At 65.8% G+C, this 25,168-nt stretch carries 12 protein-coding genes; 2 read left to right on the forward strand and 10 right to left on the reverse strand.

Annotated elements, in window-relative coordinates:
• The 9 genes from G404_RS0108120 to G404_RS0108160 form a co-directional block, all read right to left on the reverse strand.
• Entirely contained in the window at window positions 1-726 is a 726-nt protein-coding gene (locus G404_RS0108120; protein WP_028640641.1) for a phosphatase PAP2 family protein, read from the reverse strand.
• A 116-nt stretch (window positions 727-842) separates the two neighbouring features.
• Window positions 843-2,201 carry a HAMP domain-containing sensor histidine kinase gene (locus tag G404_RS18510; protein WP_036520781.1) on the reverse strand — a complete coding sequence of 453 codons (1,359 nt, stop codon included), beginning with the start codon at window positions 2,199-2,201 and terminating at the stop codon, window positions 843-845.
• A gap of 10 nt (window positions 2,202-2,211) precedes the next feature.
• Complete coding sequence (locus G404_RS0108130) at window positions 2,212-2,886, reverse strand: response regulator transcription factor (protein WP_245584447.1); 675 nt, start codon at window positions 2,884-2,886, stop codon at window positions 2,212-2,214.
• Window positions 2,887-2,954: 68 nt separating this feature from the next.
• A complete protein-coding gene (locus G404_RS0108135) occupies window positions 2,955-4,394 on the reverse strand; it encodes a DHA2 family efflux MFS transporter permease subunit (RefSeq protein ID WP_028640643.1) in 1,440 nt (479 codons plus the stop codon).
• 152 nt (window positions 4,395-4,546) lie between these two features.
• Window positions 4,547-10,948 (reverse strand): hypothetical protein, encoded by a 6,402-nt coding sequence (locus G404_RS20925; protein ID WP_156906240.1) that lies wholly within the window; start codon window positions 10,946-10,948, stop codon window positions 4,547-4,549.
• Window positions 10,949-11,099: 151 nt separating this feature from the next.
• Complete coding sequence (locus G404_RS18515; RefSeq protein ID WP_156906241.1) at window positions 11,100-13,052, reverse strand: hypothetical protein; 1,953 nt, start codon at window positions 13,050-13,052, stop codon at window positions 11,100-11,102.
• A gap of 182 nt (window positions 13,053-13,234) precedes the next feature.
• Window positions 13,235-15,484, reverse strand: a complete 2,250-nt coding sequence (locus G404_RS0108150) for a glucoamylase family protein (RefSeq protein ID WP_028640645.1) — start codon at window positions 15,482-15,484, stop codon at window positions 13,235-13,237.
• Window positions 15,485-15,510: 26 nt separating this feature from the next.
• Window positions 15,511-16,959, reverse strand: a complete 1,449-nt coding sequence (locus G404_RS0108155; protein WP_051280382.1) for a glucoamylase family protein — start codon at window positions 16,957-16,959, stop codon at window positions 15,511-15,513.
• Between the two features lie 11 nt (window positions 16,960-16,970).
• Complete coding sequence (locus G404_RS0108160) at window positions 16,971-17,969, reverse strand: LacI family DNA-binding transcriptional regulator (protein WP_028640647.1); 999 nt, start codon at window positions 17,967-17,969, stop codon at window positions 16,971-16,973.
• A 176-nt stretch (window positions 17,970-18,145) separates the two neighbouring features.
• Between G404_RS0108160 and G404_RS0108165 the strand changes: the two genes are divergently transcribed.
• The gene (locus G404_RS0108165; protein ID WP_028640648.1) at window positions 18,146-20,425 is read left to right on the forward strand and encodes a glycoside hydrolase family 3 N-terminal domain-containing protein; all 2,280 of its coding nucleotides are present in this window, start codon (window positions 18,146-18,148) and stop codon (window positions 20,423-20,425) included.
• Here G404_RS0108165 and G404_RS0108170 read toward each other — a convergent pair.
• On the reverse strand, window positions 20,416-21,702 hold the full coding sequence (locus G404_RS0108170) for an MFS transporter (RefSeq protein ID WP_028640649.1): 1,287 nt from the start codon (window positions 21,700-21,702) through the stop codon (window positions 20,416-20,418). The genes G404_RS0108165 and G404_RS0108170 overlap by 10 nt on opposite strands.
• Window positions 21,703-21,998: 296 nt before the next feature.
• Between G404_RS0108170 and G404_RS0108175 the strand changes: the two genes are divergently transcribed.
• Window positions 21,999-25,079, forward strand: coding sequence for a TonB-dependent receptor (locus G404_RS0108175; protein WP_051280384.1), 3,081 nt, complete (start codon window positions 21,999-22,001; stop codon window positions 25,077-25,079).
• Window positions 25,080-25,168 lie beyond the last annotated feature (89 nt).

Genomic DNA, 25,168 nt, shown 5'->3' on the forward strand with positions numbered 1-25,168 from the left:
TCAGCGGCGCAGTTCGGCACGCGCCGCTGCAATCTGCGGCGCCAGCCGCGGATCGGCCAGCAGCGCGCGTGCGGTCAGCACGCCCAGCACGTGGCCGGCCTCGATATCGCTGGGGTAATGCGCGGCACAGATTTCGCGCGAAAAGCCATAGTCGCGCGCACGCGCAAACAACGCAGCGCGGCGTTCGGGCATCAGGTCGGCCAGCACCCAGGCGACGCTCCAGCCGAATGTCGCGTGGCCGCTGGGGTATGAACGTTCGGCGCCCTTGGTGCTTTCCTTGCCGCAACGGATCAGTGCGGGATCGACGATATAGGGCCGCGTACGGTGGAACTGGCGCTTGGCGTTATCGGCCACGGCCTCGATATCCTGTTCGAACAGATCGATCAGGCGGCTGGTTGCGGGCAAGGCGGTCAGATCGCGGCCCGCCGCCGCGTTGAACGCGCGCAGCGTTTCATCGTCGGCATCGACGGCGGCCGCAGCACGCCGTTCGGGCGAGGTGTTTTGCGCAAAGGCGCGCAGCGTGGCCATTTCGGCCTGCTGATCGGGCGATCCGACAGCGGCGGGTTCGGGCAGGACATGGTCGGGGGCAAAGGCCTGTGCATCCAGCCAGTGGAGCGCCCTGGCGGGCTTGGCGGCGGTCATGTCGGGCGCGGGATCGGCCCGCGCCACACCGCAACATGCCGCAATCATCGCACTGGCAAGCAGAACGCCACGCACCACCATCATCGTCTCCGATCCCGCACCATGGGCACACGCGCGCCCTGTTGCCGGACCGCTAGGTGGCACCGATGACAGTCCGGTGACACGGGTCGCCGCGTCGGATTACATTGCAAATATAGAATTCAAACAACGACAACGGCGGGAAAGGTGATCCGCACTTCCAAACCCGGGCCGGTATCGACCAGATCGATCCGGCCACGGTGAAAGCGCACGATCGCCTGCGCGATCGACAGGCCCAGCCCGCTGCCGCGCCGGTCGGCCGCGCCCGCTCCGCGCTCGAACGGGCGCAGCACGCGCGCGCGATCGGCGTGGGGCAGTCCGGGGCCGTTGTCCGCCAGCACCAGCACGACATCATCGGCTTGGCGCGTCAGCGACAGCCGCGCGCAGGTGCCCGCCGGGGTATGCGTTGCCACATTCTGCAACAGGTTGACCAGCAACTGGGTGATCAGGCCGGGATCGCCATGAATCGCCGCCGATTGCATCGGCCCGCGCAGCAAAGTGCCCCCGGCATCGGCAATCACCGGTTCCATCGTTTCAGCCACATCTTCGACCACCGCATCAAGCGACAGATCGACCATTGCCCCGCCGTGCCGGCCGCCTTCGATTTCGGCCAGGCGCAGCAGCGCGTCAAAGATCGCGATGATCCCGCCGCATTCGCGCATCCCCGCTTCGATCGCGTGGCGCAGGCGTTCCTCGTCACCGGTGATATCGGGGGTCAGCAGCGTGCTGAGCCGGGTCAGCGGGGTGCGCAGGTCATGCGCCAGTGCGCTGGCAAAGTGGCGCTGGGTTTCCACCAGGCTTTCCATCCGGTCGAGCATGCGGTTCAGGCTTTCGGCCTGGCGGGCAAACATGCCGTCGAGCCCGTGCATCGGCACGCGCCGCGACAGATCTCCCGCCTCGGCAATGGCATCGGCGGTGGCGCCGGTCGCTGCGAGCCGCCGCGCGGTCAGATGCGCAAACAGCCAGGTTGCCCCCAGCCCCGCCGCCAGCGCCGCAACGAATGTGGCCAGCACCAGCGGCAGCAACAGCGCGCGCAGGCTGGCCGCGGTTTCGCTGTGCTGGACAATCACGAACAGCGAACCGTCGCGCAGCCGTTCGGCAAGCGCGCGGCCCCGTTGCCAGGTGCGTCCGCCGCCCAGAAACATGACGTCCGACAGGCCCGGCTGCGGACGCAGATACAGGCGCCCCGCCACCAGCCGGCCATCGGGGGCAAACAGGCTGTACGTGCGTTCGCTGGTGATCTTGCGCGCCTGCCAGTCGCGGATGCGCGCGGCGACTTCGTCGCTGGTGGCGGCGCGCCCCGACGGCACGCGCAGAAATTTGCCTTCGTGATGCAACAGATCGGCATCGATGCGCATCGCCACGGTGCGTTCGACCACGACGAACACCACCGACCCCATCAGCACCATGGCCAGCGCAAACACCCCACCAAACAGAAAGAAGATGCGGCCTGCGCCTGGCCAACGGGCCGCCTGTTCCACGAACCGGCCTTTACCGGCAGGCGCCGGCAAGCAGGACATAGCCTTCGCCGCGCCGGGTCAGGATCGGATCGATGCCCAGGTCCTGCAACCGCGTGCGCAGCCGGCTCATATTGCTTTCGACGATATTGGTGCCGGGGCTGAAGCTGTAGCCCCAGACGTGTTCCAGCAGCATGTCGCGCGTCACCAGCCGATCGGCATGGAGCATCAGATGCGCCAGCAGCGAATAGAGTTTCCGGTTCAATTCGACCGAGGCTGCGCCGAAACAGGCGGCGTGCCGGCTGGGATCGAGCCGCAACCGGCCCACCGCACGCACCGCCACGTCGCCGCCTTCACGCAAGGGTGCGCGCCGGGCAATCGCGTTCAGCCGCGCCACCAGTTCGGCCATGTGGAACGGTTTGGCCAGATAATCGTCCGCGCCCGATTCCAGCCCGTCGATGCGGTCCTTGACCGATCCCAGCGCGCTGAGCATCAGCACCGGGGGCACCGGGCCGTGCCGTCGCCAGGTGCGCAACAGGTCGATGCCGTTGCCATCGGGCAGCAGCCGGTCGAGCACCACGCTGTCGAACGCGCCTTCGCGTCCCCGGGCCAGCCCTTGTGCGGCATTGGCCGCCCAGGTCGCCTCGATCCCCGCCGCGCCCAGTCCGCCGACGATATGCCCGGCAATCACCGGATCATCTTCAATCACCAGACAGCGCAACGCGTGGCTCCTTTTTGTCGAGCCCCGGTATTTACGACAGATTCAAGACGACAATATTACAATTGAGCCGGTTGCGTGCCGCCTTCGTGATGCCCGCTGACCGCATCCCCGTCGCCGCGGCGCAGCATCGCAAACACCGCGCACGACGCGATCGTCACTGCGCCCAGAATGACAAAGGCATGGTGCACGCTTGACAGCATGTCGGCCTGTTCGGTGGCGCGCGAGGTGACAAACCCTGCGGTCACCAGCCCCGCGCTGGCCACGCCAAAGCTGAGCGACAGCTGCTGAAACGTGCTGGCAAACGCGCTCGCCCGGCTGGTGCGCGGCTGCGGCACGTCGGCATAGGCAAGCGTGTTGATCGCGGTGAACTGGGTCGACATCAGCACGCCATAGACCATCGCCTGCGCACAGATCAGCCAGACCGGGGTCTGCGGCCCGACCGTGGCAAACAGCATCAGCATCAGGCCCAGCGCCACCGTGTTGGCGATCAGCATCGTGCGATAGCCCAGAAACGCCAGTTCATAGCGGACGAACACTTTGCTGCTCATCGCGCCCAGCGCCTGGGGCATGAACAGCAGGCCCGATTGCAGCGGCGCATAGCCAAGCCCGGTCTGGTACAGCAGCGGCAACAGGAACGGTGCCCCGCCCACCCCCAGCCGCGTGACCATGCCCCCGGTGACCGAGGCGGCAAACGTGCGAAACCGCAACAGATCGAGATCGAGCAGCGGGTTGGCACGATGCCGGGCATGGCGCCAATACAACGCCAGCAGGCCAAACGCAGTGGCCCCGGCCAGCAGCACCACCTGCGTCCCGGCGTGGTGTTCGCCAAACACTTCCAGCGTCCACGACAGCAGCGCAACCCCGCCGCCGAACCACACCAGCCCCATGCGATCAAGCGGGGGCACATCGGTGCCACGATAATCGGGCAGGCGCAGCCCCACCAGGATCAGCCCGACCAGGCCGAACGGCACGTTCAGGAAAAAGATATCCTCCCACCGCGCCACGCTGATGATCAGGCCGCCCAGCGCCGGGCCGATCAGCGGTCCGATCAGCATCGGAATGGCAACAAAGCTCATCGCCTGGACCAGTTCTTCGCGCGGAAAACTGCGCACCAGTGTCAGCCGCCCGACCGGCACCATCATGGCGCCGCCCATCCCCTGGATGATCCGGCACACCACCAGCAGCGGGATCGAATGGCTGAACCCGCACAGCACCGACCCCAGTGTGAACAGACCGATGGCCGCGGCAAACACCCGCCGCGTGCCGAAACGGTCGGCCATCCAGCCACTGGCGGGGATGAACACCGCCAGGCTGAGCGCATAACTCGCCAGCACCGCCTTCAGGTTCAATTCGGGTTCGTGCAGTGCACGCGCCATCGTCGGCACCGCGGTGTTGAGCACCGTGGTATCGAGCGATTCCATGAAAAACGCGATCGCCACCAGCCACGGCAGCGAACGCTGTGAAATGGGCCGCACCGTCAGAAACGAGGCGGGCACGCGGGGCAGGTACAAGGCAATGCTTTCATCTGGCCAAGCCGGGGAACCGGGCTGGACCTACCATCGGCAAGCGACCTGACAACGTCAAGCGTCCAGCCCGGGCCCGGCGACGCTTTGGCGCAATCTGTTACCGGCCCCATCGTGGTTGACCGTCAAAGGTGGCGCGCGCCTGCAGGAAACACCAGTTCGCGCAACCCGCCCTCGTTTGCGACAATGCCCGGATGCACGCTGTCGTGGCTGCCAAGGCGGGTTGCGCCCAGCAGGTGGGCCCAGCCGGCAAAGGCGTTGGCGCCGTTGTCGGCCGCGGGCATGGCGACAGGCGCCAGGGCTGCATTCTTTGGCGGATCGCCAATCACAAAGGCACCGTAAAAGCCCGATCCCGCGGCATTGGCGGTGACCGCCAGACTGATCGACAGATTGGCCACACCACCGGCATAGAGCGACGCGGTCAACGAACCCAGATCGACCGCATTGTTGGTGAACCAGGTCTTTGCCGCCGCACCGCTGGCAAAACTCTGGTTCAGCAATGTCGTGCCATTGGCGGTGATCGTCAGCGTGACACCGGTCACCCCGGTGCCGACCAGCGTGCCGCCGTAAAACCCGATCAACAGGTCCTGCTTGACCGCCAGCTGGCCAAGATCAACCACCAGCCCGGTGGTGCTGACCGTCGTTTCGCTGCCTTTGCCCGCGGTGCTGTAACGGCCGCCCAGTTCGCCCAGGCCAAAGTAACTGGGCGAAACCGCAAAAGCTGTGGCAATCGTGCTGTTGGCGGCCAGGACGCTGGCGATGTTGGCCGAGGTCGGCGCGCCGGTGATGTCAGCCACCCCCTGATCGACGCTGTCAAAACCCGGGATCGCGGCACCAAACCGCGCCAGCGCGGTATCCCGTCCGGTGTCGAGCGCGGTTCCGTTGCCGGCCAGGATCGAACCCGCCACGGCCGACACACTGTCGATCAGCACGCCGGTTGTGCCCTGTCCGGCAATCTGCGCCGATGTGATCGCGCTGACCGTGCCGGTGTTGCCCGTGGCCTGCGCCGTTGCGGTGCCCGCGCTGCCCGTGCCAAGCCCGCCCGCCGCGGTGGCCCTGGCGGTGACCGCGGTGGTGCCGGCCGCCGTGGCAGTGGCCGTGGCGGTACCACCCGCGCCACTGCCGCCGCTGGCGCCGACCGACAGGTTGACCGCTTTGGCGCCGGTAATCGCGCCTGTGGCCGCAGCACTGCCAGCGGCAGCGGCAGCAGCGCCCGCGTTGCCGCCGGTGGCCTGCAATACCGCCACAATCGCCGCGCTGTGCGTGGCTTGGGTGGTGTCGTTGACGCTAAGCGACGATGCGGCTTTGCCGCCTATGCCCGCGGTGGGCCCCGCGCCGCCGTTGCCGCCGGTTGCCTGCTGGATCAATTGCACGGTGCCGCCATTGCTGATCGCGCTGACCGCGTTGGTCAGGGTTGAGGCAGCACCGGCGCCGCCGGTCACGCCTGCGCCGCCGGTGCCGCCGGTCTGGCTGACCGTGGCGCTGACCGTGCCGTTGCCCGCGCTGGTCGCTGTGGCGGTCGAGCCATTGGCAACACCCCCGGCGCCGCCGGTGCCCCCGGTGCTGGCCCCGCCGCCGCCGCCGGTCGCAGTGGCCGTTGCGGCTACGGCAAACGCACCGGTGCCGGTCGAGGCCACCGCCGATTTGGCGGTGATATAGCCGCTCCCGCCGCCGACGGTTGATGATGCGCCGCCCTGGCCGCCCTGTGCCACGGCGATGCCCGTGGCCGCACCGGCGGCGCTCAGGCTGATCTGCGTGGACCCCGCGCCGCCCGCTCCGCCCGCGCCCGCGGCATTGGCCAGGCCGCCTGCGCCGCCCTGGCCCGTGGCGGTTTCATTGACAGTGGCGCTCGTGGTGTCGGTCGTGGTCAGCGACGACACGCCATAACCGCCGGCGGCGCCTGCCGCACCCCCGCCGCCCGTCCCGCCGACCGCGGTCTGGGTCAGGACCAGCGTGCCGCCATGGCTGCTGCCGGTCACGCTGTTGGCCATGTTTGACGCGGCTCCGGCACCACCGGCCGCACCGCCCGTTCCCGCGCCACCGGCACCACCGGTCTGGGTGGCAGAAACCGCAACCGTGCCGCCGCCGCCGCTGGTGGCTGCGGCCTTGACCGAGGCCATGCCGCCCGCGCCTGCGGTGGTGGTGACGCCGCCTGCACTGGCGCCGCCGCTGCCGCCTGTCGCGCTGGCCGCGGCGCTGACCGCGAAACTGCCGGTGCTGCTGGACGAAACCGTATCGCTGGCCGTGGCAATGGCACCGACTGCGCCATTGCCCGCAGCTGCAGCACCGGCGTTCCCGCCCGTTGCGGTCGCCTGGCCGGCTGCGGCCGCCACCGTTGACAATGTCAATTGCGCCTGCGCCGTGCCCGCAACGGCGCCACTTGCCCCGCCATTGCCGCCGCTGCCGCCGCTGGCCGATACTGTGGCGCCCACCGAGGCACTGTGCGTGGTCTGCGCCGCGTCGGAAAAGCTGAGCGAGGACGACGCTGCGCCACCTGCACCGCCGGTGTTGATCGAACTGCCGCCACTGCCGCCCACCGCCTGTTGCAAAAGTGTCGCTGCGCCACCGTTGCTGACCGCGCTGACCGCGTTGGACAGCCATGACGCGGCGCCCGCGCCGCCATTGCCCGTCGTGCCCGACCCGCCGTTACCCCCGGTCTGGATGGCCGAGGCCGAAACCGCGCCATTGCCGGTGCTGCTGGCCTTGGCGCTGGCCCCGCTGACGCCACCGCCCGCACCCGACGCGCCGCCCACGGCCGTTGCCACGCCGCCGTTGCCCCCGGTCTGGTTGACCGCTGCCGATACCGTATCGGTGCCTGCGCCGTTGGCTGTGGCGCCAGATCCTGTCGCTGCGCCCCCGGCGCCTGCCACATGGCCACCAATGCCGCCACTGCCGCCCGTGGCACTGGCCAGGGCGGATACGGGCGCGCCGGACGTGGCTGTGGATCGGGCCAGCGCCGTGGCCGTGGCCGTGCCACCCGATTGCCCGGTGGCGCTGCCCCCGCCATTGCCGCCTGTCGCGATCGCGGTCGATCCGGCACCCGTCGCCGACGTGATCGCGCCAACGCCCGTCAAGCTGGTTACCGCCACTGCTGCGCCGCCGCTGCCACCGCCATTGCCGCCGGTGGCCACAGTCCTGCCGCCAAGCGATGCGCTGGTGGTGTCGGCCAAAGTCAGCGACGACGTGGCATTGCCGCCCGCAGCCAGGCCGCCGCCATTTCCCCCGACCGCGGTCTGGCTCAGCCCCAGCGTTCCGCCCACGGTGCTGCCCGTGGCCGCATTGGTCAGCGTGGATGATGCTGCCACCCCGCTCAGCGCCGATCCGCCGGGTGTGCCGCCGCTGCCGCCTGCCTGATAGACCGAGACTGTTGCCAGGCCATTGCCCGCGGTTGTGGCGCTGGCGCTTGCAACTGCGGTGCCGCCTGCGCCGGCGTGATTTTTGAAATTGCCCGCACCATTGCCGCCGTTGCCGCCGGTGGCACTGGCCGATGCGCTGACGGCGGCATTGCCCGCAGAGGTTGATGCAACGACATCACTCGCGGTCGCGCTGCCGCCATTGGCCCCGCTCAGTGTGGATGAACTGCCGCCATCGCCCGCCACCGCGGTGACCTGCCCGGCAAATGCGCCCGTTCCGCTGAGGTTCAGTTGCGCCTGTGCCGTGCCGCCGGCCGCCGCACCGGCCACACCGGACCCGCCGCCCCCGCCGGTTGCCGACAAGGTTGCGGTGACGGAACCGTCAGTCGTATCGAAAGGCCGGGTCAGGATCGAACTGGCATTGCCCCCGGTTCCCCCGGCCACGCCCGAGCCGCCATAGCCGCCGGTGGCTTCCTGATCGAGGATCAGGGCCCCGCCCGTGCTGAAGCCCTGCGCTGCGCCGTCCAGCGCCGAATCGGCGCCGGCACCGCCATTGGCCATGGTGCCCGCCGTGCTGCCCGCACCGCCACTGCCGCCGATCTGGATGACCGTTGCCGACGCCTGGCCATTGCCGGTGGTTTGCGCCTTGGCGGTGGCGCCGTAGGCAATTCCGCCCGCGCCGGCGACCAGCCCGCTGGGCCCGGCATTGCCGCCGTTGCCGCCCGATTGAAAAGCCCGTGCCGAAACCGTTTCCTGCCCCCCGCCCATGGCCACCGCGGTGGCAGCCGAGCCATCGCCGCCGTTGCCGCCACCGATCGAGCCCGACCCGCCGTTGCCGCCGTTGTCATCGGCCGACGCCGACACCACGCCAGGACCTGTCCCGGTACTGTCCGCTTGCGCACTGGCTGCGCCGATGCCGCCCGCAGTTCCCACGATCCCCGAACCGCTGTTGCCGCCAAGTGCCGAGGCGATTGCGGTTACGCTGCCAGCCCCGGTCATAAGCGCGAAGGCATCACCCTGCCCGCCGGTGCCGCCGCCCGTACCGCCGTTGCCGCCATAGCCAATCGCCGTACCGGTCAATGCGGCGCTTTGCGTCGCCTGGCCGGTATCGTCGAACACCAGCCCCGACAGCGCCTGACCGCCGTTTCCGGCGATCAGGCCGTCGCCGCCGTTTCCGCCATAAGCCTCTTGGTCAAGCACCAGCGAACCGCCATTGCTGATTGCGCCGACCGTGTTGTTCAAGGTCGAATCCGCACCGGTTCCGCCATTGCACAGCGCCCCGTTCGCCAGCCCGTTGCCGCCGTTGCCACCGATCTGCACGACGGTTGCAGACACGGTGCCATTGCCCGTGCTGCTGGCAGTCGCCTGCGGCACGGCCAGGCCGTCGGCGGTATCCACCATGCTGCCATTGCCCGCCGGGTTGCCGTTGTGGGCCGCACCAGGCGAAGCCGTGCTGCCAAAATAAAATCCGTCCGCACCGTTGCCGCCGGTATCGACGACTGTAGCCGACACCGTGTCGCTGCCGGCGCCGCTGGCCAGCGCGGACGAGCTTTGGGCCAGGCCGCCGGCGCCTCCGCCCGATATGCCATAGCCGCCCGTGCCGCCGGTGGCTTCGGCATCGGCGATGACCGCCTGGCCGTTGGTTGCGGTGGATGCGGCCGTGGCTTGCGCAGTGGCAAGGCCGCCGTCCGCGCCAAAGCCGGTCGTGCTCATGCCGCCGACACCACCGGTTGCCAGCGACTGGTCGCTGACATTGCCCACGCCGCTGATGTTGCCAGTGGCAACGCCATCGCCGCCGGCATTGCGTTCGTCGCCCGCAAACCCGTTTTGCCCGGCGCCCCCGGCGCCGCCGATGGCGGTCAGCACAGCAGAGACCGAATTGCTGGTCGTATCGGCAACGGTCAGGTCCGACAGACCTTCTCCGCCAAGTCCGCCTTCGCCCTCTCCGGCTGCGGGATCGCTGACGATACTGCCATCGCCGCCATTTCCGCCCAGCGCGGTTTGATCAAGTTCCAGCGAACCGCCGTTGGTCGAACCCGTGGCGCCATTTTCCACATAGCCGGTACCGCCGGCACCGCCGTCGGTGCCGGCGCCGCCGTTCCCGCCGATGGACGCCGCCGAGGCGGTGGCCACGCCATCGCCGGCGGTCATGGCGCTGGCGTTTGCGTTGCCAAATCCACCCATGCCGCCCGTGCCAGACACCACAATCGAGGAACTGCCGTTCCCGCCAATGGCAAGCGACGATGCACTGACTTGCGCATTGCCGGTGCCGGTCGATATGGCGTTCGCGTTGGCGGTGGAACCGGTGCCTAAGGCTGTGACGGTCAGCGTCGAAAATCCCGCATTACCGGCCGTGGCAATGGCGGACAGGGCGACCGACCCGGCCCCGGTCACCGTCACTTGCGCCAGCGCACCGCCTCCGTTGCCGCCATTGCCCGGAACGCCCTGCGGGTCCACAAACGAAGCCGCATTGCCGCCGTCCCCGCCATTGGCGGTAACTTGCGCCACGATCGCGGCGCTTTGCGTGCCTTGCAAGGTGTCGTCGAATTGCAGGATGGACGACCCGCTGCCCCCATTGCCCCCATTGCGACCGACCCCGCCTTTGCCACCGGTGGCGGTCTGATCCAGGGCCAGGGTTCCGCCGTTGCTTTTGGCATGCACCGCGTTCAACAGCGCCGAGGCGGCGCCCACCCCGCCGTTGCCGCTGCCATATGTCGTGCCGCCATTGCCGCCGGTCTGGATCGCCGTGGCGGAAACCAGGCCGTTGCCGGCGCTGATCGCACTGGCCGTCGTCTCGCTGGCAATGCCCGCCGCGCCGGCCGTGTTCGCGTCCGGCTGATTGCCATTGCCACCGGTGGCCGATGCCCAGGCTGTGACCGGATCGGCGGTTGCGGCGGTGTTGGTGGCCGAACTGGTTGCCGTTGCCGCGCCACCTGCGCCCACGATCAGGCCATCGGTTGCATTGCCGCCGGTTGCCGTGCTTTGGGCCGAGGCGATGCCAGGCCGCGATGTGGTCGTTCGGGCGCTGGCGCTGCCGCCGTTTTCGTTGGTGTTCGAACGGCCATTGCCACCGGTAACGACGGCAATGTTCTGCGGGTCGCCCGGCGTATTGGTGGCCCCCGACACCCCTTGCCCGGGTAATGCTGTCGAACCGTTGACGATGACAACGCTCATGACCATCTCCGCGTAGAAGATTGTACGAGGCCGATCACCGATGCCGCCACGCACCCCTTGTTGGCGGAATGTAGCAGCTACGTAGTAATGCTTAAACCCGTTGCAGTCGGCGTTCGTCCCACAAACGGTACACGAAACAACAGGTCGGGGATCATTCCCGACCGCAAGAAGAACGTTTGCACCCCGGAACCTGGCCCTGGCCGCGCAGATAGGCCAGATTGTCGAACCGCAGCCCCTCGGCCTGGCGAAACCGGAATTCGATGTGCCTGCCCGGGGTACGCCAACCGGTGCGCAGGCGGCGCAACGCCTTTGGCCCGAGAATAAAGCTTTGCGCGGGCAACCCTGGTGCGGTCACCGTCACAGTCGCATCATGGTCGGCGCCGTTATAGGCGTCGATCCCGACAAAGACGGTGGGCGTGGAAAATGACAACGCCGCATTTTGTGCACCCGCAGTGTCCAGCATCAGGTTGAACGTTCCAAACTTGCCGATCGGCGCGCCGATCTTCCACGTGGCTGGCGGCCAGGAAATGCCCGCTCCCGCGTCGTTTGGCCGCAACACCGATCCCGCCGGCCGATGCGGAGTGTCAAAAGTCACATAGTCGGGCGTGCGCGCGCCTCCGATCCCCCGCACTTCTACATCGCGCCCCAGTGCATGGCGGATACGCAGCACGCGGGTCTTTTCATCAAATGCGTAACCCTGCGCGCATGCCAGGCTCGCAATCCGGGTGCGGCTGGCCACGCGCCGAAGCGGCCTGCCATCCACGGTGACGCTTTGCACGGTGAAATCCACGCGCAGCACATCGTCCGATCGCGCATCAAATGTGGCATAGCGGACCCAGCCCGCGCCATAGGCAATCCCGGTAACCACAGACGATGCGCCCACCAGATGCGTTTCATCGTCTGGCGCCCATTCGGGCACGGCCCAGAATGCATCCATCAGGCGACGCGGCCCGTCGGCGAATTCGTCGGTGAACCACCACTGATCGGCAAACGGCGCATGCGCCGCACCGGGCAGGCCCTGCCAATAGCTGACCCAGTTGTAGGTGCGATAGGCGTCTTCGCGATAGGCGGCATCGCCGGTTCGGGCATAATACAGCGCCTCTGCGGCCGCCAGCCGTGCACTATGGCTGTCGCAGCACTGGTTTGGCGCGTTGCAGCAGAACGTCTTGCCATCACCCTGTTCGGTGGTGACGATGGCGCCAAGCACGCGGTATTTGGGCCATTTGGGCGTGGTTTTGACCCAGCCGATCAGATCGCGGGCATGGCGACGCCAGTCGCGGTCGAGTTCCGGGTGCAACAGCACATAGCGCGCAAATTCCAGCGGGATGACCTGGTTGAGGTTGTCCATGCTGCCGGGCACATCTTCGAAATAGCCCGACCACCGGGCGTTTTTCATCGGGTACCGCATCAGCCAGTCCCACGCCCCATGGCGCACTGCGCGATAGCGACGGGTATTGCCCCGGTGCAGCCGGATCAGTTCGTCGAACAGCATGATCGGATCGACCACATTGGCCGAATAGGCAAACATCCGGGGATTGCCGCGGGCCGCCCCGTCGCGCGCATAGGCGCGACCGGGCCAGGGTGACACGCGTGCGGTGCCGGGTTTGTAATTCCGCGCCAGCGCGTCCGCGCAATCGATGGCGGCGCCAAGATACACCGCTTTGCCGGTCATTTCGTACAGACGCAGATAGGCATAGCCGTCTCCGCCGACGACATGCGGCTCGATGAAATCGGTGCCATGCGCGCTCCATCCGGTATAACGCGCACTGCCCGGGTCGGCCGATGGATAGGGCACGCGGGCCCAGGCATAATCGGCCGGCGTGGTGCCGTTGGCCAGTTCGTAATCAACAAGGTCCTGCAGGAACACCAACGTGCGTGGATCGCCGGTATAGGGGTACAGCCGTTCGACAAACCCCGTCATCATCGCACGCAGATAGCCGGTGGAATTGGCCCAGTTGCGGTCGGGCACAAGCTCGGCTGTGGCAGGATCGATGGCAAAGCAGCAGTAAAAGTAGGGCAGCCGCTGGCGCTGGTACTGGTCCCACAGGATGGCCCATTGGCCCAGCACGTGGGCGGAATAGGAATAACCGGTGCTGGTGGGCATGGGCCAGGGCAGCAGTTTGCCGTGGGTGTCCACAGCGACGGGCCGGCCCGCGATCGACGTGGCGTCAACGGTTGCAATGGCGGCAAACGGCTGTTGCGCTTGGACCGCCGGATGCTGCAGGCCGAAGGCAAGCAACGCGCAGGCGCATGCCGCGCGCCAGCCGCCTGGCAGCCTTTGCACGGTCACGGCTGCGCGGCCCGGTCCGGCGGGGCCTGGTCGGTATAGGCATCGAGTTTGCGCAGACCCTGCACGATGTCCGGATTGGCCATGAAGGATTTCCACAACAGACCGGTCCGATAGTTTTCGACCATGGCCACAATCGGCGCCTGGTTTAGCCCCATATAGTGGGTTGCCACCCAGTGCTGGCCGGGGTTGTAATTGTCGCGCGGGCCATAAATGCCCCACAGGTCCTGGCCCAGATCGCGGTAATAATGCTTGAACGCCGCCATCGATTGCTGCGGCGTATAAGGAAACGAGGACAAGGCGCCGGTCAGCGTGATGGTGCCTTCGTCGTTCAAACTGTCGGGTGCAGGCGTGGTGTACCCTTTGAAACCAAAGCTTGCCGTCAGGCCCCAGGCATCGCTGCCATAGCCCTTGAAGTGGCCGGGATTGTCAACGCACCAGGCATGATTGATCCGCGCGATATTGCGATTGTTGGCAAAATACGACGGGGTATAGCGATCACGCAGGGTGTGCGGATCGAAACCCATGAAGGTGTATTGGGTAAAAAACAGTGGCCCCCCTCTGCCCACCCCGACATCGAGCCTGATACCGGCATACGTGTGGCCATTGGCGTAGTGATCGCCATCGTGCGTTCCCGACCAGCCGGCACGATACGAATAGGCCTGGTCATTCTGGCCAGCCCAGCCCGAATAGTACATGGCCGGTGGCACCGGATGGGTGGGTGACGAAATTGCCAGCAGATAGACCGCCATCGTCTCGTTGAAACCGATCAGCGGATGATGGATCTGGAAACCCCATTGCGGTGACCAGTGCCAGTAGAGGAACGGGCTCGTGTCGGTCTGGCGAAACCAGTCCCATTCCACGCCTTCCCACAGCCGCGTGATCCGCCGGTCCAGCGCCTGTTCGTGCGCATCGTCATGGTTGAAATATTGCCGCGCAGTCAGCAGCCCCTGGATCAGGTAGGACGTTTCCAGAATATCGGCGCCATTGTCCAGCTGACCGAACAACGGCATCGTCGCGCCCGTGGCATCGTTCATGTAATGCGACCAGGCACCATGATATTTCGGCGCAAGTTCCAGAAAGCCGACAATTTTTTCAACCCGTTCCCGTGCCGCGTCGCGGGTGACGAAACCGCGGTCGGCACCAACGACCAGCGCCATCAGGCCAAAGCCGCTGGCGGCGGTGGCCACGATACGATCATCGCCTGGCAGATTTTCGTGCGCCATGCCCGAATGCGCGCCGGCGCCTTCCCAATAATAGTGGAATGCTTCTTCCTGCAGCATGGTCAGCAGTTCGTCATCGCCGAGCGCGCGGCTGGCGGCTTCAACCGTTGCCGAAGGCGCAGAAACCGCGTCGCCGGCATCGGCCTGCGCGATCCGGTACCGCGCCCGGATGCCGCTTTGCCCGACAAAGTCGACGAAGCGGTGAATGCCGGGCAATTGTATGCCCAGCGGTTTGAACGGTGCGCCGTTGAGCGAACGGTAAATCACCGTGTGATCAAACCCGGCCGCTTCGGGTGCGTCCCAGCTCAGCGTGATATGGCGGTCATAGCCTTTGGCTACCAGATTGGTCGGGGTTGTCAGGATCGCGCGGTCCGCAGGGGCATTGCTGTCGGTGTTGTCCACACGCACGTCATCGATGATCAGGCGATGTTCCACGCCATCGGCGCGGCCCTGGCTGAAAATCACGCTTTGCAAACGTTCGGGATGAAACCGGTAGACCGATTGCGAAGCCAGCGTATCCATCGGGATCTGCACCTGAACCCAGGTCTGCGCCGGCAGATCGCGCCCGACATAGCCCGTCAGCGGCACAGGGCTGGTAAAGCTGCCCGGCATCGTCGCCACCTGCAGGCCGTTCACCGCGTCGGACAGCTGAATATTGGGCAGATCGGCAGCGGCGATCGGCTGTTCGGACCAGATCCAGAACTTGAGAATCCGGCCATCCATCTCGGGATAGCGATTGGGGAAATTCATCAGATGAATTTCCGCATCCCACGCCCCGCCGACGCGTGAATTCCAGGCCAGGCGCAGGGCATTGGGCGGAGTGCGGAAATGCGCAGTGTCCACCGGCAATCTGGAATCGATGTTTTCAAGGGTCGAAGGGCTGACCGCGGTTGCCGTCGAAAAGACATAGAGGTCATGCGCAAGGCTGTTGTCGAACACCACGTGGCGGTAATAGGCCGTCTGGGCCATTGCCGGTGATGCGATCAACAACGCGCCGACAACGGCGCCTGCCAACACCCTGATCATGTCGCCCCACCCTTCCCTGTTGGTATTCAGCCCAGCCATCCACCTGTAAAACCGGCCCGCACCAGGCCACGACGGACGTGCGCGGAACGGCGCATCACGCGCCACACCGCCTCGGTCCGGTAATTTGCCAGCATTCCCAGGATCGGCCCCTGGTCGAGGCCAAGCCAGTCGGTTGCCACCCACCCGGAATATGCGTCGACCGACCCTGTGTCGACGCGCACCGACGTGTCGCGAAAGCTGGGGTTGAAGCTGTCGCGAAAACCATATTCGCCATACAGGCGCGCGCCATAGCGGCGGTGGAGCGCAAGCGCTGCGGGGATGCATATTTCCGGCGCGAACGGCATCGACGACAGCGCGGCCGTCGGGGCCAGCGTGCCATCGTCAAACCCATCGGGCTCATCCACCGGACCGCGCGCGCTATACCCTCTGAAATGTGCGGTGCGCCCCTGGCGCGGAGCCGCGAAATTGCCCGGTCCATCGCAGGCGCACAGACCCCAGATGGTGTCGCCATATCCATCCCACCCCATCGGGTTGGCGATGCAATAGGCTCTGTTGGCATAAGTCTCGCGGCGGCTGTTTTCAAAATAGTCGAAGCCGGCGGCGCGCATCGGCGCGTCGTAAATCCCGCGGAAATCGATCCACATCTCGCTGTACTGGTGCATGCACAGCGCCGCAAAGGCCAGGTGCCGCCGGCTGCCTTCGCCGCGCCAGAAACGGTCATAGGGCGCGGTCCAGGCATTCCAGCTGCCGTCCCGCGCCGGGTGCCGCCCCGAACCCAGCGCCAGAATATAGACCATCTTGCCTTCGTTATAACCGTCCCATACGCGTTCGATAAAGCCGCTCTCGGGATGCCAGCCCATCGAGATCGCCAGGCCGGTCTTGGTGTCAGCGCGCTGAAACCAGTCCCATTCCGCCCGGTCGACCAGATCCACCGCCAGGCGCCGGATCTCGGCTTCTTCGGGATGGTTGCCATCGAACCAGCCGGCGGAAAAAAGTGCGCCAAGATGCAGCATCGTCGTATCGACGGTCGACAGCTCGCAATCGCGGTAGCGCAGCCCGGTGTGCATATCGAGAAAGTGATAGAAAAAACCGCGATACCCGGCCGTGCCGCGATTGCCCGCGCCCGTCGGCAACCCACCCAGAAAACGCAAGGTCACCAGCGTGCGCTGACGCGCGTCGGCGCGTGAAATCCAGCCGCGTTCCACCCCCAGCGGATACGCCGTCAGCGCAAAGCCGATCGCCGCAATGCTGGCAAAGGACGGCGTCGGCCAGCGGTCGGGCACCATGCCGTTGGCCGGATTGGCGCGTTCCCAGAAAAAGCGGAACGTGCGGTGTTCGATGTCGTCAAACAGCGCGGGCAACGCGGGCGCAGCACCCGTGCCAATGGCCTGCGCCAGGGCTGGTCCGGCGGTCGCCGCGCAAACAAGATTTCCGGCGGCGCGCAAAGCTGCGCGCCGGGCCATGGTCAGCGCCATTGTCCTCTCCGTCAGGTGGCCTTTTGCGTCGATGCTCTTAGAATCAGCCGGGTATTGCTCAATTCGGTGCGCGGCGGCTGGGTCGCCGCGTTCATGGTTTCCAGCAGCAGTTCCACGGCACGCGTGCCCAGTCCGACGATGTCGACGCTGACCGTGCTGAGATCGAGAAAACGTGCCAGCGGCACATCGTCGAAACCGGCCACGGCCACCTGTTCGGGTACGGACACACCGGCATTGCGCAACGTGAACAGTGCGCCCAGCGCCATCATGTCATTGCCCGCCAGTATCGCATCGACCGGCAACCCTTCATCGATCAGGCGCTGCGCCAGTGCTGCGCCACTGGCCTCGTCAAACGTGCCTTCCAGCACGCGCACCGGCAATTCGGGTGCGAGTTCGGCCATTGCTTCGCGATAGGCCTGCTGACGCTCGAACGCGTCGAAATTCTGCCGTGCGCCGCCGAAATGGACAATCGTGCGCCGGCCGGTGTCGAGCAGATGCCCGACCATCGCCTTGACCCCGCCGGCATTGTCGATGCGCAGCGCATGGTGGCCCTGGTTGCCGGGGCTGTTGATCAGCACTGCCGGCATACCGCGCGGCAATGCGCGTTCGCGTTCGGTTTCGGCCAATTGCGGCGCCATCACGATCACCCCGTCGACCCGGCCGCGCATCGCCGCCAGCGCGTGGTCGGCCATCGCCGGATCGGCATGGATGTTCGACAGCAACAGCAAATACCCGCTTTCGCTGGCCGCGCGATCGATGCCGCGCACCAGCTCGCTGAAAAATTCGCCGTGCATGTCGGGCAGCACCACACCGATCGCCTGGCTGCGCGCGGTGCTCAGCGAACGCGCGGCGATGTTGGGGGAATAGCCAAGTGCGTTGACCGCCTTCATCACGCTTTCGCGCGTCTCGTCGGTGACTTTGCCGCTTTCGTTCAGCACGCGCGACACCGATGCGACCGAAAAACCGGCCAGCCGCGCGACGTCCCTGATCGTAACTGCAGAACCAGCCACTTCGGCCCCTTTGCCGTTTCAGCCCGAAAACTGCGCCGTTGATAGCCAGGCGCAACAGTGATTGCCAAGACTGTCGAGTTTGCATATGTAACCGGTTACCCAATTCAGTCAACACCAGCCTGAAACCGCGCAAGGCCATCACCGCACCGAATGGCCGATCGACCCGGGAGAATTGCATGCCGTCATCCCGATTGTCCCGGCGCAGCGCCATTCATGCATTGGGGCTGGCCACGGCGTGGTCGATCAGCCCGTTGCGTGCAGGGCTTGCAGCGGCTGCGACGCGCGACACCCCGGATTTCATCGACGCGCTGGTCGCGCGGATGACGCTGGAGGAAAAGGCCGGCCAACTGACGCTGATGGCATCGGCCTGGGGCGGCGATCGGGCGGCCGGGCTTAATCCGCCCGGCGGCCTGAGCGATTTCGACAAGCAGATCGAAGATGCCGTGGCGGGACGCCTGACCGGCGTGTTCAACGGCAATGGCGCAGCGATGGCCTTGCGCCTGCAAAGCGCGGTGATGGAACGGTCGCGGCTGAAAATTCCGTTGATCTTTGCCGCTGACGTCATTCACGGCCATCGCACGATTTTCCCGATACCGGTGGGTGAAGTCGCCAGTTTCGAGCCCGAACTGGCGCAGCGCACCGCGCGTGCGGCCGCCTTCGAGGCGGCCGGCGCCGGCATCGACTGGACCTTTGCACCGATGGTCGACATCGCGCGCGACCAGCGCTGGGGCCGCGCGATGGAGGGTGCGGGCGAAGACGTGCTGCTTGGCCGGCTGTTCGCGGCGGCGCGGGTGCGCGGTTTCCAGGGCGACAACCTTGCCGCAGACGATGCCATGATGGCATGCGCCAAACATTTTGCCGCCTATGGCGCGGCCGAGGCCGGGCTGGACTACAGCACGGCCGACCTGTCCGAACGCACCTTGCGCGAAATCTATCTGCCGCCGTTCCACGCGGCCTTTGCTGCGGGCTGCGGCACGACGATGGCGTCGTTCAACGAAATTGCCGGCGTGCCGTCGACCGCCAATCACTGGCTGCTGACCGACCTGCTGCGCGGGGAATGGCATTTTCCCGGCGTGGTCGTGTCCGATTACACCGGCGACATGGAACTGATCGCGCACGGCGTGGCGCGCGACGGGCGCGATGCCGCACGGCTGGCGTTCCTGGCCGGGGTGGACATGAGCATGGAGAGCGACCTTTACCGGTTGCACCTGCCGGGTCTGGTGCGGGACGGTCATGTGCCCGAGGCTGCGGTGGATCGTTCGGTGCGGCGCGTGCTGGCGATGAAGGCCATGGTCGGGCTGTTCGACAATCCGCTTCGGCGGATCGATCCCGCGCGCGAGGCTGCACGTTCACGCCGCCCGGAAACGATGGCGCTGGCGCGCGAGGCCGCGCGCAAGTCGATTGTCATGGTCCGCAACCAGGGCGGCGTGCTGCCGCTGCCCCGCGCGTCGCGCATCGCGCTGATCGGGCCCTTTGCGGCGGGCCCGCACGATATCATCGGCGGCTGGTCGGTGTATGGCGATGACGCGCAAGGGGTCGATCTTGCCACCGGCCTGCGCGCAGCGGGCGGGCATGTCACGGTCGTGGCCGGATGCGCCATCGATGCCCCGCTGCCCGGCGGGATCGCCGAAGCGGTCGCCGCAGCCCGCGCCGCCGACGTGGTGATGCTGACAGTCGGTGAAAGCCAGGACTGGTCGGGCGAAGCGCAGTCGCGCGCCGAAATCACCGTGCCGCAGGCCCAACAGCAATTGGCCGAGGCCGTGGCCGCCACCGGCAAGCCGATCGTGGTGGTGCTCAAGAACGGCCGCGCGCTGGCGCTGTCGGGCGCGGTGCGCAATGCGGCGGCGATCCTGGTGACCTGGCAACTGGGATCGGAAAGCGGCCATGCCATTGCCGAGGTGGTCTATGGCGATCATGGCCCGCAAGGACGCCTGCCCGTCAGTTTTCCCTACGAATCCGGGCAGGAACCGTATCACTATGATCACAAGACCACCGGCCGCCCCCAGCCGCCGGGCCCCTTGCAGCCCTACAAGGCGCATTATCACGATTTGCCCGATGCTGCGCTGTTCGCCTTTGGCCACGGGCTGACATATGGCAAGATCACCTATGCCGACCTGACAATGGACCGCACGACTATGCCATGGGACGGCACGATCACCGTGTCGGCCCGATTGACCAACCATGGCGCACGTGCGGCGCAAGAGGTGGCGCAACTGTATATCCATGACCGAGTCGCCAGCATCACCCGGCCGGTGCGCGAATTGAAAGCCTTTGCCAAAGTGGCGCTGGCCGCGGGCGAAACGCGCGAGGTGCGCTTTACGCTGCGCCGCGCCGACCTGCTGTTTATCGGGCTGGGCCTGACACCCACGGTCGAGCCGGGGCAATTTGACGTGTGGATTGCGCCTTCGGCCCAGGATGATGGCGTCCATGGCACGTTCGAATTGCTTCAGACCTGACGGCGCACCATCGGATTGGCCAGCATCACGGCCGCTGACAGCAGCAAGAACCCCAAGGGCATGGCGGCAATCGCCAGCCGCAGCGGTTCGCTGGCGGCTGCGCCCTGCGCAATCCCGATGCCGCGCAGCATCAGGCCGAGCAGCAGCGTACCCAGCCCGATGCCGATCCGCTGGATCAGCGCGAACAGGCCATAGATAACCGCACCCATGCTGATGCGCGCCGCCGCCTCGCCGCGCGCGATCACCCCGGGCAACAACGCCCACAACGTAAAGCTCAGCCCGACAAGTGCAGCCTGCACCACCACCAGGAATGTCTTCAACGCCAGCGCGCCGACCACCCAGCCGCCAATGAACGCCACCAGTGCCGCGGTACACAGCCCGATCGCCAAAAACCAGCCGGTCACCACGCCGATCCGCCGTGCAACCGCCATCCAGCACGGCACTGCAACCGCGCCTGTCGCCATCATCCAGCCGAGCGTCAATTGGCCGGCCTGCTGATCGTGCAGCGCATATTTGAAGTAATAAAGCACCGCCTTGTCGATCATCGTGCTGGCCAAGATCATCGCCAGCATCGCCGCGCCAAGGTTCACAAAGGCGCGGTTCGACAGCGCACCCGCCAGCACCCGCAGCGACGTCCGTGCGGCCGGCATCTCATGATCGGGCAACGATGGAACCGCCAGGACCGCTGCCAGCAGCACCAGCGTGCCGACACCGGCAAACAGCAGCGCTGCAGCCCGATAGGCGACCGGTCCGGGATTGCCCGCAATCGTGCTGCCCAGCGGCAGCGTGCCGACCGCCACGATCAGCGCCGCCAGCGTTCCTGCCAGCATGCGCCACCCGGCCAGGCGCGCGCAGTCCGCCCCGGTGCTGCACAATCGCGCCGACAGCGCGAGATAGGGGATATTAACCAGGCTGTAACAGGTGCGAAACAGAAGATGCCCGGTCAGAACCCAGGCAAACACCGCGATGCCGTGCGGCGGTGCGGCATAGGCCATGACAAAACACAGCCCCAGCGGCACTGTTCCGGCAGCAATCACTGCGCGATAACGCGCCGCAGTCAGGTGCCGGTCGGCCCACACCCCGACCACCAGGCCGGCCACGCCATCCCACGCCATGGCAATCGCATAACACGCAGCCGCCTGCGCGATCGGCAGGCGCAGCGCTTCGGTGTAATAAAACAGCAGGTAAAGCATCATGCTTTGCCAGTAGAGATTGAAGGCAAAATCGCCCGCGGCATAGACCAGCAGGCGCCACCACACGATCGCCGGCGCGGTCATCCGGGGGGCTGCGTGATGGGTCGGCCCGTCGGCGGTCCTGACCGGACTTTCAAAGCAAAAGTCAGACATGGGCCATGTTTAACCGATCGTAACGACCTGTCGCGGTTTTTTGTTGTAACCGCTTACCCGATCCGGTAACCGGTTACAACACGTCGAACCGACTCAAAAGTCGGCGATTGGGAAGGTTTGTCGCACCGCGCAGCGGTTGACGCCACAGGATGCTCAGGGAGGGGTAACAGATGAACCACGTCCGTACTGCGAAAACAGCCGGCCTTGCCAAGCTCGGAACGTCGCTTGTGGCGATCGCGATCGCCGCAACCCTTGGTGCACCGGGCACGGTCTGGGCACAATCGTCACAATCCACCTTGCGCGGCACCGCGCCGGCGGGCGCAACCATCGTTGCCAAAGATGTCGATACCGGTGCCGAACGCACAACCACGGCCGGCCCGGACGGAACTTACGTCATCCCCGGCCTGCCTGCGGGCGTCTATCATGTTACCGCCGGGGCCAATCTGTCGGGCGACGTCACGATATCGGTGGCGTCGGTGTCGGTGGTCGATTTTGGCAAAGGCGGCGCTGTGTCGGCCGCCGACAGGGACAAGATCATCGTTTCGGGCAAGCGCCAGACGGTCGAAGTGCACTCGTCGCAGGTCAACCAGATCGTGTCGCTGCATGACATTGTCGCGCTGCCCGAAGTCACGCGCAATTTCCTCGAATTCGCCGACACCGTGCCGGGCATGACCTTCACCTTGGGCGCCGGGCACAACACCTCGCTGCGCGGCGGGGCGCAGCTCGATTCGGCGGTCAACGTCTTTATCGACGGGGTCAGCCAGAAGGATTTCGTCGGCAGCGGTGGCGGTACGGGTGGCAGCGGTTCGGGCTTTACCGGCAGCGGCGGCCAGAACGGCAATGGGGACCCGGGCAATCCGTTCTCGCAGCTCGCACTGGCCGAATACAAAGTCGTCACCTCGAACTACAGCGCCGAATACGGCGATGCGGCCAGCGCGGTGGTCATCGCGCAAACCAAATCGGGCACCAACAGTTTCCATGGCGAACTGATTGCCGATTATACCGATGAACACTTGCGCGCATCGCGGCCGGACGAGATCGCTGCGGGCAACGGCAAGGCGCACGAGCCGGACAAGGAATTCGGCGTTGCTCTGGGCGGCCCGATCATCAAGGACGTTGCGCACTTCTTCTTCAGTTATGAAGGCAAGCGCCTGGCCGACTATGGCACGGTCTATCCCAATGGCCAGGTGCCGGCCGCAATCATCGCGCTGTTGCCGTCGAGTGTTTCAAGCCAGTTTGGCCCGGTGACCAACCCGTTCCGCGAAGATCTGTACTTCGGCAAGATCGACGTCGAGCCAAGCGCGCAAGACCGCATCGAATTGTCGGGCAACTTGCGGATCGAAAGCAATCTGACCGGCAGTGGCGGCCAGAACGCGGTGACGACCGAGGCGCCCTACAAGAACAATGTGAAGCGCGGCGATCTGCGCTGGCAGCACAGCGGCAATCACTGGACCAACGAATTGCGCGCATCGTACCAGGATGCCAATTCGTCGGCCGTGGCGACCACGGCATCCCCGCAATTCGATTACACCTACTTTCCCAACGCGCCCGACGCGACCAACAGCAACCAGAACAGCCAGTCGATCATCAATGTCGGCGGTCCAGGCTCGGGCATCGGCGCAATCAACCGGCAAAAGGGGTGGACCTTTGCCGACAACGCCACCTTCACCAACCTGCATCTGGCCGGCGACCACACGCTGAAAGTGGGCGCGAGCTATGGCTCGATCACGCTGATTACGCAAAATGCCACGTCCAATCTTGCCGATGCGACGTATTTCTATGCGGTTACGCCAGCCGGCGGCGTGGCAACCACGCCCTACGAGGTGCAGTATCCCAACCTGACCGCAGGCTTCAATTCGGCCGGCGTGACGACGAAGGACAAGCAGTACAGCGCCTATGTTCAGGACAACTGGACCGTCAACGACAAGCTGGAAATCGACGCCGGGCTGCGCTGGGATCATGAAGTCGTCCCGGCCTATCTGAACTATGTGACGCCTGCGAACGTGGTATCGGCCATCAACGGCAATTTCCCGGGCCTGATGCAAAGCTATGCTTCGGTGCTGGCCACGAATGCTCCGGGCGCACCGGGCATCAATATCAACAATTACATCAGCACCGGCAACAACCGCCATGCGCCCGAAAACTTTTCGCCAAGGATCGGGTTCACCTATGATTTCGGCGGCGATGGGCAGCATGTCCTGTTTGGCGGCTATGCCCGTTCCTACAACCGCAATCTGTTCAGCACGCTGGCGCTGGAAACCACCAAGATTGCGCTGAACGGCAACCCGCAGGTCTATTTCCCCTCACCCCAGACGCAGGATTCCTTCGGGAATTGCGCGACGACCACCGACATCAACCCGACCAACCACTGCTATGGGTGGAATCCCGCCTATCTGACCCCGGCGGGCCTGGCCGGGTTCCAGACCAGCCCGACTTCGCATGAAGTCGACCTGATGAACAACAACATCAAGACGCCGTATTCGGACCAGTTCAGCCTGGGTATCCGCAACAAGCTGGGTGACTGGAACACGCAGGTAACCGTGGCCTATGTTGCCAGCTACGACGGGATCTATGGTCATTGGGGTGCGCGCTATGCCGACGGTTCGTTCTATCAGAACGGCAGCCAGTGGGGCGCGCAAGGCGTGCCCGGCGTAGGATCGCTGATCTTGTGGGACAACGGTTTCAAGGACAGCGATTTCCAGGTCACACTGGCTGCGCAAAAGCCTTATACCAAGCAGTCGGGGTGGAGCGCTACAGTCAGCTATACGTTCTCGGCCGCGGCACAGAACAATGCCTATGCCTATGGCGCGGCCGGCAATATGTACCTGTTCGATTATCCCATCGCGGCAGACTATCCGACGATCCGGTCCACCGCGGTGCCGCGGCATCGCCTGGTGCTGACCGGCACGCGCGACCTGCCCTGGGGTTTCCAGCTGGGCGCAAAGCTTTCGCTGGCAACCCCGCAGGCCGCCAGCGCGATCTATGGGTGCAACACGGGCGTACCGGGGTGCAATCCGAACAACGCCTATGGCGGTGGCACGGGCGGCGTCGCGGTGCTGCAGCCCAGCGGGTTCCTGGGGTACAAGGATCTCGATCTGCAGCTGACCAAGAACTTCACGATCGGGGGCGTCACGGCCTATGGCCGCGTGGACCTGATCAACCTGTTCAACTGGCACAATTACGATCCCGCCGCGATCCAGTTCAACAGCAATGCCGCAGGGGTACCGGTTTCGGCACAGTACAACACGACCGGTCCGATCGTCGGTTCGCCATTTACAATGAAGTTCTCGGCCGGCCTGCGGTTCTGACCTGTGCGCGTCACCCCGGCGCTGTCAGGCGCGCCGGGGTAACGCGCACCTGGCCCCGCCGGGCCGTCTTGCCGTCGGCGCAATGCGAT

This window comes from Novosphingobium acidiphilum DSM 19966 (assembly GCF_000429005.1).
GTDB lineage: Bacteria > Pseudomonadota > Alphaproteobacteria > Sphingomonadales > Sphingomonadaceae > Novosphingobium > Novosphingobium acidiphilum.